Genomic DNA, 15,029 nt, shown 5'->3' on the forward strand with positions numbered 1-15,029 from the left:
CACGACAACCCCTAACCAAACTTTGTTAACCTTAAATCTAATACTATTATGAAAAAACCACGATGCAAAGATACAGTTGCCAAACCCTTTTGTCAAGTCTTTTTCGGCTAATAATTGTTAATGCCACACATAAAAACAGACAAAAGAGTTTAACTGCCCCTAAAGAGTCTTGAAATCAGACTTACTTAGCCAGATTCAATCCTTTAAACAGATAAGGATAATCTGTTTCTATCACATCCGGTTTAGTTTTAATCTCCATTTTATAACCGTCAACTTTCACTGTCTCGCTTTCGGCTCTATCATGTGTCGGAGCGACTGAAATCATGCACATCACACCATTACGATGCAAAGCATCATACAAAGGCTGTTGTTCGGGTTTCATTTTCGGACCGACATAAGCCATTACCTGCTTCCAGGGAATACCGGCTTTCTCGTAGTTATCAAATTCTTCCTTATTTTTACACCAGCAGGAAAACATAGCCTGCTTATCCCGGTCAAGATAATACTGGGCTTGTTTGGGATTATGAACAGTGTACATTACATTCACAGGTTTCACCTCTTCGATAAAATCCGCCATAACCTCCAAAGGAACATCTTTAATATCCAGATTCAGAATTGTTTTTCCCCGGCTCCATTCGATACATTCTTTCAAAGTCGGAATTTTATAAGGAGTCACATTCCCATTCCGGTCTTTCAGATTGAAAGCCTGCAATTCGGCGTAAGTATAATCCGAAACACGTCCTTTCCCGGTTGTCGTACGATCGATTGTTTCGTCATGCATCAACACAATCACACCATCTTTTGTCAATCGCGGATCGATTTCAAAAAAGGATTCCATAAAAGACAAGGTCTTTTCAAAAGATTCGATACAATTTTCAGGGTATCCTTCCAACATTCCGCCACGATGACCGCTTATCACAATCGGGCGGTCAGGGGAGTATCGAAAATAGTTATGTAATTGCTCACTATTCCCTATCGAGATGTAGTGAGGTTCTGTCCGGGAAGAATCTGCGGCCCACCCATTTATCACCAATAAAAAGGCGCCCAGAAAAAAAAGAGGCAAATGAAGAAGTTTCATCATACAGATTTTTTATTTGTTTCAATTTAGATTATCTTGTTTGTTAGCACGTTACAAATATAGAAAACAATTGAAATATATTAACTGACTTTCAAGAGAAACACAACCGGATTATTTTCTCCGGTATTTCTATTTGGAAATTTCTCTTCTATCATCATTCTCAATCTATCGGCCTTTTCCATATTCAGTACCCCTTCATCTATCCAAGAGTTAAATCCTACATCTATAGCACTTTGAAGGTCATCTTGGTCAAGGATAGAGATTAAACAATCTTTATATTGACCAATAGGATGATTAGTTGCTATGAATAATAGATCATCCAGAAAATACTGAAAAACATTTGTTTCCTTTGTTGTTTTATCATAAACACAGAACATAGGTATTATCACATTTACGAATTTAATAAAGACCTTATCGTTTATTTCAAATACATCAGTAATGCCTGCTATAGTTTTCTTTTCCAGAAGAACATTTATTGCCGGCCTGATATCTTTTCGAATATCCTCCCTATCTTCAAGACTCATCTTCTTTGCCCCATAATCAATGTAATATATCGGATTCATTCTTTCATTTGTCAAAGAGAATATGGAATCATTCATATGTTGTGCAAATAGTATGTTCTTTTCGGTTTTTCTAAATATACATTTGTGTATCAGAGGCGAATCATTCAAAGAAGGGTAATATTTACCAACAGTTTTCCCATTTTTGTCTTTTACCACCAATGAATATAAAGGATCTCCAAAGCTTGGATTTTCTCTATACAAATAAAAAAGCCCATTCTGATATTCAAATTTATCAGCAAAATAGTTCATCTGCACTTCACCTACAAATTGATTCTGGAAAGAGAACGTTAATATCTTTTTTCTTTGAAGATCATATAGATAAACTAATTTTTCTTCTTCGTTCAAAGAGAAATCCGACAAATCTATAAATTCTTTTGGTCCTTGTCCGCGAGTGCCTATCCGATACAAGAAATTTCCTTTACGATTGAAAACATATATACCTTTTTGATTTGACTTTTCCATCACAAAAACATAATCATCCGAAATTACTATTTTTTTTATTTCAGACAATATTGATTCATCGGTAAATTCTAATGAAATCATTTCGATTTCTTTCACAAAAGAAGAGAGTTTTCCATATGTAGTCTCTAAATCCGAAATATTTATCGGAGTAGTCATTTCTGCCTCCGAAGAAGTATTGTCTTGCTTTTTTCTACATGACAAAATAGATATTGTGATTAATAGCAGGATGAAACATGCAGTTATCAATCTTATAATTTTCATAATTGTTATATTTTCCCCAAAGATATGTATATTCTTTCAAGAGAAATCAATTTCTTCAGACAAAAACCCTATAAAACAATTAAGGATTGTCTCACGACAACCCCTAACCAACTTTGTTAACCTTAAATCTAATACTATTATGAAAAAACCACAATGCAAATATACAGCCGTCAAAGCCCTTTGTCAAGCTTTTCCGAGACAATATATGTTAAGCTGCGACAGCTTTTTCACTAAAATGTGTTAGCTAATTCAAATCTATATACAATACATGCAAATTCTGCTAAATTTAACACTTTCCCGCGTGATTTTAAAGTACCTGTTCGCTAAATAATCTTTGCAACGTTTCATCCAAATCGTCCGAGAAACCAGGATGTGGACGCGAAGTCTGAATCGAAGCGCTCCGAACAGCGGTCAACCACCTGAAACGCTCGGGAATATCCAATGCGGCTATCGGTCCCCCATCATTTTTACCTGCACATATTTTACCGAAAACCTTTAAATTCCCATAGAGCGACTCCCTCTCCAACTCAGTTGCAAAAAGGTCAAGTTTCCGCTCGTCTACTTTATAGACAGCTTTCAGGTATTTTGCCTTTTTTGAGAACAAAATAATTCCCACATTGATGAACTCTTCCCGTTCTACCTTAGGGACAACGCGGATAACGGCATATTCATATAAGTGCTTTCCTTGCATGTTGTGCTTCTTTAATAAACAGTTCGGAATGGGCCAATCTCTTTAAAAGGAAACGGACATAGACATCTCTTATTTCATCCGGAGTACCCGGACTATCGTTCCAATGCAACCAGTCATCCGGAATTAAAGCGATTATGGCACGTATCTTATCCTCAGTCAACAATTGTTTAAACTCCTTATCTGCCTCTTCAAGCAAAGAGGCCTCAGGAAGCAACACGTGGTCCTTTATCTGTATAAAGGGACTAATGGCATGTTTTTCCCAGTTCACCCACGAATAATGGAAAAAGAAGGAAGCACCGTGGTCAATAAGCCACAATTCGTTATGCCACATCAACATATTAGTATTACGGAACGTACGGTCTACGTTTGTAAGAAATGCATCCAGCCAAACTATTCGTGAAGCCGTTTTCGCATCTATTTTCGTCACCACCGGATCGAAAGTCAAAGCTCCGGAAAGAAAATGTAGTCCCAAGTTAAGCCCACGACTATTCTGTAGCAAATCCTGAATCTCCTCATCTCCTTCCGTGCGGCCAAAAGCCTCATCCAAATTCAGAAAAACCAGTTCGGGGACGCGAAACCCTAACACACGGGCAACCTCCCCTCCTACAAGTTCGGCAATCAACGCCTTCGTTCCATGACCGGCTCCACGAAACTTCACGACATATTTGAAGCCATCATCGGCTTCGGCCAATGCCGGCAACGAACCGCCTTCCCTAAGAGGCATAATATACCGCATTACATCTGCTATCCGTAATTCCATTTCTTCCATATTAATCGGGGATAAAGATACAAGTCCTTTTTAAAAAACAAAACCTCTATAAACAATTAAAGGCTGTCTCACGACAACCCCTAACCAACTTTGTTAACCTTAAATCTAATACTATTATGAAAAAACCACAATGCAAATATACAACCGTAGAAACTACTTGCCAAGGACTTTGCGAATAATATTTGTTAAACGAATAAGCCCATTCCGACAAAAAGTGTCAAGAAAGGCGAAACTATACATATTGCGGTCAAAAACTGCTAAATTTAACATTTAAAGCAGTCAGATTAGAGAGATAAACGCTCCTTCAGCAGGCGGTATCCGTTCAAACTTGCCCGCAAACAAACACCATTTTTCAACCTTACCTGATAATTTTCCTTTCCGAACAACTCCACCCGCACAATCTGTTCCGCGTTCACAATACAGGAACGATGGATGCGAATAAATAAAGCGGAAGAAAGATGTGTTTCAAAATATTTCATTGTTTGTTCTTTTACATACTGCCCGGTAGAGGTGAACAATGTTACATAATCCCCACTTGCTTGTATATACAACAGGTCGTCTATATGAATAATATGTATGCGTGTGCCGTCTTTCACAGAAATACGGTCCAATAGAGCATCTTCAGTTTCTATGATTTCCATTTCCGGCCCACCTTTCTTTTCATCCTTCTCAACAGGCTCTTCAAGTTGTTGTTCATAAATCCGGTTTATCCGATACCATTGCAATAAAATAATCCAACATAAAGCCCCGAATACTACACGCAACGGAATACTATCGATAAAATCAGGAATTGCCTCCCGCACCAGCAATATCTGAAGCTCGAAAGCTCCTGCCAAACTTATGCCCAAAGCCAGGATAGCCGAAAGTACTTGCACTTGCAAGGCGTGCAGCGTCCCATCGATATATCCGTAAAGAAACCCTGCCACAGCCAACAAACCAATCGAGACCAAGCTATCTGCAGCAGCAATCCATCCGCTTTCCTGCCCATACCTGTATAACAGCCCTGTATAAACCAGAAATGCGACCACAGTCAATGCAATTCCCGCAACACGGTTGGCAACCGATTCGATAAATGGATGCGTCTGCATACTTTAATTCTTAAATTCGATTCCGCCAAAAGTGACACTTCCCCGTACAATCAAGAGATGCTCCTGATCTACTTCAGATAGACCATAGCGCTTGTCATCGCATCCTCCGATAACCGCGTTTATTTGGGATTGTAAATTCCAGTCGGAAGGCAAATAGATTTCAATGCCTCCAAAAGCGCATTCCACATCAATATAAGTCTGCCGAGCTTCCAATTTCGTCCGCCTCAAATCGAGAATCGTTCCGCCAAAAGTATTCCGGATACGAGCTCCTTTAAACACCGGATCCAACACTATTTGCTTGATTGAGCCAAACGTATTGTCCGAAACGACAAATCCGTCATTCGACGTACAACTTTCTTGCTGATATTCCGTCTTCCAATCACTACTCCACTTCTTGCGTGACCTTCTCTTAAACAAAATAGACACCCCTATGATAATAAAAATCAGTGGCCAGAAAGTATTCACCCAACTAGTATCCACCTCGATTATCTTCGGCAACAAAAATACCGTACCAATAGCAAGAACCGTAAAACCTCCCCAATAATTACATTTAATCAGCTGCGTGAGCCCGATTACCATCAAAAGCATTTGCCAAGAAATAATCAAATGAAAATAATAATCATCGATTATGCCCAAATTCCGTCCGATAAACATCAGACCTACTACAATAAATACAATTGCAGTCACAAACGAATTCAATTTACGATGGCCGAAATAAACTTCCCGTTGATTTGTTCTCATGATTATTCAATTTTAAATTTTGGTACAAAACTATTGTAACAAGGCTTGTTGCACAATAAAAAAACGGTCATTCACCGATAGTTCCCGACGAATACCGGATTATTCTCGGTAAAATACCATACTTTTGTAATAAAAAATGGGCTTCTGACATTCAGAAACCCTTATAAACAATTAAAGGCTGTCTCACGACAACCCCTAACCAAACTTTGTTAACCTTAAATCTAATACTATTATGAAAAAACCACGATGCAAAGATACGACCTCTCCTCGGTTTGTCAATAGTTAAAATGCTAATTTATGTTGTAAAGCATCTAATAAAAATTAACGACATTCAAAAACCTTGTTGTTTGCTCCCAGAATATTAAAATCAAAAAGTTTTCCTCTTTTTTTACTTTTTTCATCCCGATATGCAACCTATTCCGAAACAGCTCGTCTATTAAAATGAAGATTAAACAAAAAAAATATGAATACAAAACTTTTCATCCTGATTAGCTGCCTGTTGTTGATAGCAACAAGTAGTTTTGCTAAATCCAGAACAGTTAAAGGAAACGGCAACCTCGTAAATAAAGAAATCTCAATAAAAGATTATGATGCCATCGAAGCCTTAGGTGGAGTAACTATCGAATACGAGCAGTCTTCTGCAAGTCCCTATTTACAACTTACTATAGACGAAAATATTCTGCCTTACTTGGATATCCGTGTAAAAGGAAAGACACTCTCTATCGGTTTCAAAGATGAAAGCGACGACTACTACGACGATGACGATGATGAATCAATACAAATAAACAATGGGGAAGTAAAGTACCGGAGCGGCCTCAGCATAAGCGCGACCAAATACATTATTACCACCAATTCCGAAACCTTGAAAGACATCAACCTTGTAGGCGGTTGCCACATGAATATAAACAGTAAATTCAAAGCGGAACGGTTCAATGCCAATATTGCGGGAAGTGGAAGTATCAATTTCAGCAAACCGACCGATATCCATAAAGGAGATTTTAGCATTGCCGGTTCAGGTGAAATCAACCTGAGGACATTCAGAATGACCAATCTAAACTGCAGCATAGCCGGAGGTGGTGAAATCAACCTAAACGGGAAGGCGGATAAAGCAGACTACAGTGTAGCAGGAGGAGGTAACATCTATGGCTACAACTGCAATGTAAAAAAAGCAGAATGTAGCGTAGCAGGGGGAGGAAGCATACAAGTGTATGCAACCGAGCAGCTGGATGCCAGCACTGCAGGAGGAGGAAAAATTCGATATAAAGGGAACCCGACCATCAGCGAAGATGTTGTTGCCGGTGGCTCCATCAAAAGATACGAAGAGTAACAAACAAATAAAAATAGCATCAAGATGAAAACAAGACTACTCGCATTAATTGCTCTGCTCACACTGTGCGCAGCAACAGGAAAAGCCGAGAAAATCAAAGGAGACGGAAACGTCATTACGAAAGAAATCAACATCTCCGATTACAATTCATTGGAAATAACAGGAAACATATCACAGAATCAAAGCCTCTCCAAGCTAAAAAATAACGAAATTCCGACTTTCAACTATTCACAGAAATCAGGTAGCCCATCCCTGACTATCACCATCGATAAGAACCTATTACCTTTATTAATCATTGAATCTTCTAATGGTAAATTATCAATCCGGGTAGAAAAAAACAAACATTTATTTCCTACCCAAATGATTATAAGCAGTAATTCCACGCAACTGGAAAACTTAAGGGTATCCGGTTCGTTTTATTTCAAATCGCAAACACCTCTGAACGGCAATCGACTCAAAGTAATGGCATCAGGAGCTAGCGATGTTTATTTAAAACAGGCTATCCATGTGGACCAATGTGAATTATCCGCCAGCGGAGCCAGTGATATGGACATCAGTAATTTGATTTGCAACGGAATAACCGTAAACGCTTCAGGCTCATCCGACATTGAGATGAAAGGAAAAGCCTACACGGGTGAAATCAATGCATCCGGCAGTAGCGATATTGACGCATTCGGTTTTATTATAAAAGAACTGGCCTGTAAAGCAAGCGGAAGCAGTGATATCAATATCCATGCCACTGAAAGTCTAGACGTAAAAGCATCCGGTAGTTCAGATGTTACTTACAAGGGCAATCCGCGTACAAATTCAATCCATAGTTCCGGTTCCGCAGATATTGAGAAAGCAAGATAATTTTTTTAATTTATAGACATGATTCCAACCGTAGATATTTTATCAATAACAAGAATCATGCACTTCTAATAACTTTGGACTACTTGAGAAAGTAATCATAGACACATCTTTATATAAGGGAGGTGGGGCTTTGCTCCATCCCCCTTTTTTCTTTATAGGACCCTCCCAAGAAAGCTTTTTCTTTAGTTTTAACTGATAATATCATAAGTAAAGTACGATTCGGCAATTAAATTCGTTCTATTTTTGTAGTTACTCGGCAAACGGCGCATTAAATAATAAAACAAGATAGAGATACAAGTATGAAAACAAAAAGTTTATTCGTAATAATCCTCCTGCTGGGAACAGTTTTTTCCATGCAGGCAGCAGACCATGTAAAAGGAAACGGCAAGCTTTCTACCAAGAAAATAAATGTAGCTGAATATAACGCTATTAAGGTAGACGGAGTTATCGACTTCAATTATGAACAATCGGATGCCGAACCGTATGTGGAAGTAACGGTAGACGAAAACCTGCATCCTTATATAGTCATCGAAATAAAGGAGCGTGAATTAAGTATCGGTTTTAAAGGAGCAAAAGTAGACCACTATACCAAGTTTATTGTCAAAACCAATTCCAAATGGTTGAAGCAAGTTAAAGCTTCCGGAAATGCCAATTTTATGCTAAACAGCCAATTAGTAGGAGATGAACTTAAGATAAACGCAAATTCCAACTGCCTCATTCAACTAAAACAGCCTATTAAAACCGGGAAATTGGATTTGAATGTCTCCGGTAGTGCCAATATGGTTGTCAATGAACTGGAAACCGATAAACTCGAATGTAGCATCAACGGTTCAGGCACAATCAACCTGAAGAAAGGAAAAGCAAGTGAGGCGGATTATGGCATCACGACAGACGGCGAAATTATGGCTTTCGGAGTTGCCGTTCCGGAAGTAAATTGCAAAATAACAGGGAAAGGTTCGGCACAAGTCCATCCGACAAACAACCTGAAAGCATCCGTTGTCGGAAAAGGCAGTATTCGCTATAAAGGGCCGACAGCCGTTCAACAGAAAATACTGGGAAAAGGGACCATCGAAGAAGTAAAAGAATAGCCAATGGGAGCGGAAGCCGGCAGATTCACAGCCAGCCCTCTTTCCGGTACCATGCAATACTTTCCTCCAAGCCGCGACGCAGCGGATAAGCAGGAATAAAGCCCAATTCATCCTGAAGCGGAGCAACATCACAAATCCAGTTGCGCTGTTTCAGGATAATATATTTATCCGTATTCAAAGTCACGCTCTTCTTCAGCAGTTTGCCTATCCATTCCAAACAATGGCAGGCTATATAAACCAACCCCATCGGAATACGTGCATGTAAGACATGTTTTTTCCGTAAAATCTCCTGTATCAAACGAGCAAATTCCTCATCTGTATAAACATCTCCATCTGCAACAAAATATTCACGGTTCCAAACCGCAGTATTTTCCAAAGCCAAAAAAGCAACTGTTGCCAAATCTTTCACATAAATGAAAGTAATCCTTTGCGGAACAAAACCGACTGTAAAGTCAAAACCGGACTTTACACTTTGGATTTCTACAAAATAGTCCTTTTCACCGGGTCCATACACACCTGTCGGACGCAAAATAACATAAGGGAAATATACCTGCCGACGCAAATAATTTTCCGCTTGCAATTTACTTTTTCCATAAACTGTATCCGGACACTGCGGGTCATCCAAGCGAATCGGACGGAACGACTTTTCGTCGCCGGGGCCATAGCTACTCAAACTGCTCATCAAAAGGAATTTCTCCGGTTTACAATTTGCCGCAGCAAGCGCTTCAATAAAATTCCGGGTATTCTCTGCATTAACACGGTAAAAATTATTCTTATCCGGAGTTTTAGTAAGTCCTGCATTATGAATAATATAATTCCAAGGTCCCTCTTTGCGAACGAAATCCGTTAATTGAGCCGTCAGAATATCCAAGTTATCATACTTCAAGTCGATAAAGCGAATGCGTTCATCCTGCAAATTTGCCCGGCTGCTCGAAGAACGAATCCCTGCCCAAGTTTCGTATCCCCTGCTTAAGGCCTCTTTTACAAGAAAGCTCCCGATAAAACCACTAGCTCCGGTAATTAATATTTTCATAATCTTACTCTTTATCTTTCATATAATAGACATAATAATACCATAATAACCCTATCCAGTTCAGGACGACAATTGTCAGCATCCAAAGTATTTTCTGTCCACGGCTGATAAACGGATTCTGCGACACAGCCTTACAACCGAACAGGATTACGGCAACACCGGCAATCACCCCAATCTCAGGTAAGCTAATCCAACAAAGTGTGTGTGGTAACATATCTAAATCAAAAATTAATGTTCATGTTTTTTCAATACCCGGTGCGGCAGGTCGCCATGCCCAATCAACTCAATCGGACAAGCATACTTCTCACCCAACCATTCTTCGGAAACATCAGCCCCCGGATGGTAATGTAATGTTTCGTTTACACAGGCTATATTTTTCACCATTGTCAGAACTGTTCCGATATCGTGCGAAACAAGAATAATGGCACTTTCCTTATTGATTTCTACCAACAATTGATAGAAACGCGACTCAAACCGTTTATCCACATACGAATTAGGTTCATCCAAAATCAACAACTGCGGCCGTGAAACGATGGACCGTCCCAACAACACTCGTTGCAACTGCCCGCCGGACAGTTCACCTATCGCACGTCCGGACAACTCCTCCAGCCCCATTTGAACAATCACCTCACTAACCCTCTCCTGCTGTTTCATGTTAAACGAACGAAACAAAGGCTTTTCGGCAGCCAAGCCGGAAGCAATCACTTCCCTGACCGAAATAGGGAATTTCTTATCAATATTATTCAACTGAGGCAAATAGCCGATTTTTAGTGAAGAAACCGATTTTCCATCCCGGAAAAAACGAATAGAGCCGGACACCGGAGACAATAATCCGAGAATAACCTTCAGCAAAGTTGTTTTACCTCCCCCGTTCGGGCCGATAATACCGAGAAAATCATCCTTATACACGGTCAGGGAAACATCCTTCAGAACAGTTTTATTTCCATATCCGGCCGTTACATTTTCCAATTCAATCAGTTTGTCCATCAGCAAGTGCTTTAGCTATATGTATCAGTTCCTTATCCCAATGATAGTCCAGCGGGTTGATAACCACCAAACGACAGCCTGTTTCTTTTGCTATCAATTCAGCATTTTTCCGGTCAAACTCCTGCTGGATAAAGACCACACGGGCATGATTTTCCCTCGCGGTCTCTACCAACTTTTTCAACTGTGCAGGTGAAGGTTCTTTTCCGTCCATCTCGATGCAAAGTTGTGTCAGATTAAATTCTTCCGCGAAATAGGTCAAAGCCGGATGATAAATAATAAAGGTCCGCACAGTCAGCGGAGCAAGTAATTGCTTGATGGCTACCTCCGTTTTATCTATTTCGCCCAACAAAGCATTATAATTCTTCCAATAATATTCCGTATTTTCCTTATCCAACTCGATAAAGGCATTCAATGTATTCCAGGCAATCACCTTTGCTCCTTCGATAGAACTCCAGATATGCGGGTCAACACCTCCCGAATGAGAGTGATGATGTGTTTTTTCACCTTCATGGTCATGTTCTTCTTCCGTTTCGTTCAGAAACTTCATGCCTTCGGATACATCAAAAACTTTCAGTTCGGGGTTGTTATCCTTTATCTTTTGCATCCAGACCTGTTCAAAACCAATGTAACCGATACGCAGATAAGCTTCGCTCTTTCCAATCTCTACCATTTGTCTCGGAGTCGGGTCATACGTTTCAGGACTTTGCCCGGAAGGTACGACACAATGGATGGCGAATTTATCCCCTGCAATCTTCTCAGCAAAGAAGCGTTGCGGTTCAATCGTCACCGTCACCACTTTCCCGTCAGCTCGTTTCCCACTACAAGCTGTCAGCAAAAGCAAAAAGGTCAGTATGATATACAATCCGGAATATTTCATTTCTTCGTTTTTTTGACAAAGATACAAATGTACATGATAATTTTCAGGTACACACTCTAAGAAATAAAAATGTGCAAATCACCTCTGCCCATTTTTACAAAGACATGGTTTAAAGGCTAAAAACCAAAATATTTCTTGGCCATTGGTTGATTTATTTTTCTAACTATGGCAATAACAGCCATAGACAACAGAATTGTTACCGGAGTCTCAATTAGCCATGACAGGTCGGGAAATATCGTCTTGACGACAAACAACAAAAAGAATAGATGTATAAGATATATACCATAGGAATATTCTCCGGCAACACTTAAAAAAGTAGTCACCTTATTTGCTTTAAAATCTTTCGCATATTCAAACATCGCAATCAAAACGAATGTGCAATAAACTATCCATGAGAACTTACGGTTACCCATAGCCGCCGGAAGATTATATCCCTTATCGATTACCATATAATAGGTCTCGGCATACATTATCGGAATGAAGATTATTGCCAGTATTAAGGCTGTTTTCCAAGACATATTCAATCTATACCCACGGCCATAATAGACACCTATCAAATAATAGAGTACCCAGAAAGGAAACAGCCCCCCGTATATAATCAGAATAAGGTTTATGTTTTGAATATATGCTATGTAATACAATATAATTGTTGTAAGTAACGAGATTAATGCACCGATGAGCAACCCCTTAATCTTTAACTCAGCCAACTTTTGCATGAGAGGAAGCAAAACATAAAATTGAATTATTACTGCGACAAAATAAAATACACTTTCGGCACACACCAAGTAATACAATACATTCTCTATGAGATTGCCATCCTTACACATCAAAGTGCGATTGTAGCACACCTTTGTAAAATAATTGCTGTCACCAAAATAATGCTGCAATCCCCATATAAGAAAAGGAATTGAAAAAATAAGACACGGTATATAAACTCTTAGCACCTGCTTTTTCAAAAATTTAGTGTACAGGCTAAAAGTCGAAAGATCTTTATTTGCCAAAAAGAATCCCGATAACGCCAAGAACATAGGTACGCAACAGCCTATCAGTTGCCTGATAAAAATATTAAAATCGACCTTGCTCATCGGGTTTGTTATAAGATAGTCTTGATAAGACCAAAAAGCATGAATACCAACCACACCGATAATTGCTAATCCCCTTAGCATATCGTAGTAAACCACCCTCTTCTCCATTGTTAACATGTATTAGTGCCACAAATATAGCATCTTTACCTTTATTTTGTTATTATGCACTGTAGCTTTTTAGCTAAAACTACGTACCTTTTTGTATTTTTCTCCTTTGCAAATATTCTTTCTACATATATAGAAATGAAAAACATCAATTGTTGAAATATATAAATACAATTGTCTTTTTTACTTTCAACATATATTGAAAGAATATTTGCAAAGGTGAAAAATCAGATTTGCACAGGTGTTTTTTCCAAACGGTCATAAGGGAACGAGAAAAAGGAAAAAAGCTTTCGAAGATGATTTTGAACGCCTTATCAATTAAAATGATTATATTTGTAAATTATTGACTTAAATATGATTTGCCATGGGAACTTTAGGTTGTATAAACGATATGCTCCAACGAGACAAAGAAAATCGGGAGCTTCGTAAAATAGGCAGGGAACGTTTACACGATACCCGGAAGCGTCTATTGGATTCAGAGCAAAAATCCCAATTACCGGACATTTCATTAGAGGAATTCGAAGAAATCAAAAAGAAAATCCAGGAGAAAGAGGAAGCTGATTTAAACTCTTCCATCAAAATGACTTTGATTTTCGGATGTTCTGTTCTCATTATTGCTTTACTAAGCTGGTTTATTTTTTCATTTTTCAATTAGACGACAGACAAAAGTTATAACGCTTGTAAACTTCAGTCTCATAGCTGTACTACTCCTATCTGCACCATATACAACTACAAATTCGGGTGGTATATTTGGATTCAGCACTCTTTTCAATTCTTGTATCTCTTCTTTTCTATCTAAAAGGTCCGAAGGTCATAAATTATTGTCCACAGAAATAATTCTTCAACAAAATAATCATAAAGAGCAAAATTTACACGCATATTAAAATACAAGAGCCAAATTATCGATAAAAGTAAAAAAATCTCGATTCCTTTTAAACGAAAATGAATACCTACCACTCATATATTATATAGAAGAGAAAATATGCAAGAAAAAAATAAAATAGAGTTGTTAAGCCAGGGACTTTTGCACGACACAGAGCCGGAGGAAGGGGATGCCTTGGAAAGATGGAAAGTTGAAACAGAAGACAACCGGAAGTTGTACAAACTTTTGGAATCTGTCCGGACCTCTCCTTCCGTTACACAATATGCAGAAGAAGTACGCGATACTATTTTCAAAGAGCTCAATTCTAAAATCGACAAATCAATAACCCGGCTACGGTGGCTCAGGGTATCGGCTGCGGCAGCTGTTGCTTTTATATTATTAGGACTGACCGGCTATTTGAGTTATGATGCCGGTTATCAAAGACAGAGCAGCCAACTTATCACACTGGAGAATCCGTTAGGCATGAAAAGCTCGGTTATTTTGCCGGATGGTAGTAAAGTTACATTAAACGCGGGTTCCACATTGACCTATCCCTCCGCTTTCATTACCGGTGAAAGAAAAGTAAGTATTCAGGGGGAAGGTTTTTTTGAAGTGACACACGATACGGAGCACCCGTTTATCGTCACAGCAAATGATATTCAGGTGAAAGTGCTGGGAACAAAATTCAATGTAAAAGCATATTGTGATGAAGATAATATAGAAGTGACACTCAGCGAAGGAAGGGTTTGTACCGGACTGGCAGAGGAAGCACCCTATATCATGATGGAACCCAAACAACAAGTCCGCTTCGATAAAACCAAAAGGTTATTCTCAAAACGAATTGTAAATCTGGATAACTACATGGCTTGGAAAGATGGAAAATTTTATTTCAACAGTGTGACTTTCCAGAATATTGCCCGGCAACTGGAACGGAAATTTAATGTCCATATTCATATCGCTTCCGATGATTTACGAAATACAGTATTTACCGGCGATTTTGTTCGGGGAGAAAATCTGGAACAGATACTGAGAGTAATGACAAGGGACAAACGAATCAAATACAATATAGATGGAGACCAGATATCTATCAAATAAGGACAAACTTAGTTAATCATTTAATATTCAATCCTATGACAAACACAACGTAACAAAAGAAAAAT

16 protein-coding genes are annotated in these 15,029 nt (G+C 38.9%); 5 read left to right on the top strand and 11 right to left on the bottom strand.

The genetic code is table 11. The features are described from left to right. Window positions 1-181: 181 nt before the first annotated feature. The 6 genes from DW103_RS08930 to DW103_RS08960 all read right to left on the bottom strand — a co-directional run bounded on the left by DW103_RS08930 (window position 182) and on the right by DW103_RS08960 (window position 5,653). Window positions 182-1,078: a glycerophosphodiester phosphodiesterase family protein gene (locus DW103_RS08930; protein ID WP_122275375.1), complete on the bottom strand. Its 897-nt coding sequence runs from the start codon at window positions 1,076-1,078 to the stop codon at window positions 182-184. A gap of 80 nt (window positions 1,079-1,158) precedes the next feature. Next, complete coding sequence (locus DW103_RS08935; RefSeq protein WP_122275261.1) at window positions 1,159-2,364, bottom strand: 6-bladed beta-propeller; 1,206 nt, start codon at window positions 2,362-2,364, stop codon at window positions 1,159-1,161. Between the two features lie 307 nt (window positions 2,365-2,671). Next, on the bottom strand, window positions 2,672-3,055 hold the full coding sequence (locus DW103_RS08945) for a DUF3037 domain-containing protein (RefSeq protein ID WP_122275263.1): 384 nt from the start codon (window positions 3,053-3,055) through the stop codon (window positions 2,672-2,674). Next, window positions 3,033-3,815, bottom strand: a complete 783-nt coding sequence (locus DW103_RS08950) for a HipA family kinase (RefSeq protein WP_122275377.1) — start codon at window positions 3,813-3,815, stop codon at window positions 3,033-3,035. Before DW103_RS08950 ends, DW103_RS08945 begins: the two co-directional genes overlap by 23 nt. A gap of 293 nt (window positions 3,816-4,108) precedes the next feature. Beyond that, the gene (locus DW103_RS08955; RefSeq protein ID WP_122275265.1) at window positions 4,109-4,912 is read right to left on the bottom strand and encodes a LytTR family DNA-binding domain-containing protein; all 804 of its coding nucleotides are present in this window, start codon (window positions 4,910-4,912) and stop codon (window positions 4,109-4,111) included. A gap of 3 nt (window positions 4,913-4,915) precedes the next feature. After that, the gene (locus DW103_RS08960; RefSeq protein WP_122275267.1) at window positions 4,916-5,653 is read right to left on the bottom strand and encodes a LiaI-LiaF-like domain-containing protein; all 738 of its coding nucleotides are present in this window, start codon (window positions 5,651-5,653) and stop codon (window positions 4,916-4,918) included. Window positions 5,654-6,116: 463 nt separating this feature from the next. Between DW103_RS08960 and DW103_RS08965 the strand changes: the two genes are divergently transcribed. The 3 genes from DW103_RS08965 to DW103_RS08975 all read left to right on the top strand — a co-directional run bounded on the left by DW103_RS08965 (window position 6,117) and on the right by DW103_RS08975 (window position 8,920). Beyond that, window positions 6,117-6,980 carry a head GIN domain-containing protein gene (locus DW103_RS08965; RefSeq protein WP_122275269.1) on the top strand — a complete coding sequence of 288 codons (864 nt, stop codon included), beginning with the start codon at window positions 6,117-6,119 and terminating at the stop codon, window positions 6,978-6,980. Between the two features lie 24 nt (window positions 6,981-7,004). After that, window positions 7,005-7,832 carry a head GIN domain-containing protein gene (locus DW103_RS08970; protein ID WP_122275271.1) on the top strand — a complete coding sequence of 276 codons (828 nt, stop codon included), beginning with the start codon at window positions 7,005-7,007 and terminating at the stop codon, window positions 7,830-7,832. A gap of 299 nt (window positions 7,833-8,131) precedes the next feature. Beyond that, window positions 8,132-8,920, top strand: coding sequence for a head GIN domain-containing protein (locus tag DW103_RS08975; protein ID WP_122275273.1), 789 nt, complete (start codon window positions 8,132-8,134; stop codon window positions 8,918-8,920). Window positions 8,921-8,945: 25 nt separating this feature from the next. Here DW103_RS08975 and DW103_RS08980 read toward each other — a convergent pair whose 3' ends face one another. The 5 genes from DW103_RS08980 to DW103_RS09000 form a co-directional block, all read right to left on the bottom strand. After that, a complete protein-coding gene (locus tag DW103_RS08980) occupies window positions 8,946-9,953 on the bottom strand; it encodes an NAD(P)-dependent oxidoreductase (protein ID WP_122275275.1) in 1,008 nt (335 codons plus the stop codon). A gap of 4 nt (window positions 9,954-9,957) precedes the next feature. Next, a complete protein-coding gene (locus DW103_RS08985) occupies window positions 9,958-10,167 on the bottom strand; it encodes a hypothetical protein (RefSeq protein ID WP_122275277.1) in 210 nt (69 codons plus the stop codon). Between the two features lie 14 nt (window positions 10,168-10,181). Beyond that, window positions 10,182-10,940 carry a metal ABC transporter ATP-binding protein gene (locus DW103_RS08990; protein ID WP_122275279.1) on the bottom strand — a complete coding sequence of 253 codons (759 nt, stop codon included), beginning with the start codon at window positions 10,938-10,940 and terminating at the stop codon, window positions 10,182-10,184. Continuing rightward, entirely contained in the window at window positions 10,924-11,817 is an 894-nt protein-coding gene (locus DW103_RS08995) for a metal ABC transporter solute-binding protein, Zn/Mn family (protein WP_122275282.1), read from the bottom strand. Before DW103_RS08995 ends, DW103_RS08990 begins: the two co-directional genes overlap by 17 nt. A 116-nt stretch (window positions 11,818-11,933) precedes the next feature. Further along, window positions 11,934-13,010 (bottom strand): acyltransferase, encoded by a 1,077-nt coding sequence (locus tag DW103_RS09000; RefSeq protein WP_158576679.1) that lies wholly within the window; start codon window positions 13,008-13,010, stop codon window positions 11,934-11,936. A gap of 361 nt (window positions 13,011-13,371) precedes the next feature. Here DW103_RS09000 and DW103_RS09005 point away from each other — a divergent pair, with 361 nt between their 5' ends. After that, window positions 13,372-13,662, top strand: a complete 291-nt coding sequence (locus tag DW103_RS09005; protein WP_233545649.1) for a hypothetical protein — start codon at window positions 13,372-13,374, stop codon at window positions 13,660-13,662. Between the two features lie 327 nt (window positions 13,663-13,989). Then, the gene (locus tag DW103_RS09010; RefSeq protein ID WP_122275286.1) at window positions 13,990-14,964 is read left to right on the top strand and encodes a FecR family protein; all 975 of its coding nucleotides are present in this window, start codon (window positions 13,990-13,992) and stop codon (window positions 14,962-14,964) included. Window positions 14,965-15,029 lie beyond the last annotated feature (65 nt).

It is taken from the genome of Parabacteroides sp. AM08-6, assembly GCF_003473295.1.
Taxonomy (GTDB): domain Bacteria; phylum Bacteroidota; class Bacteroidia; order Bacteroidales; family Tannerellaceae; genus Parabacteroides.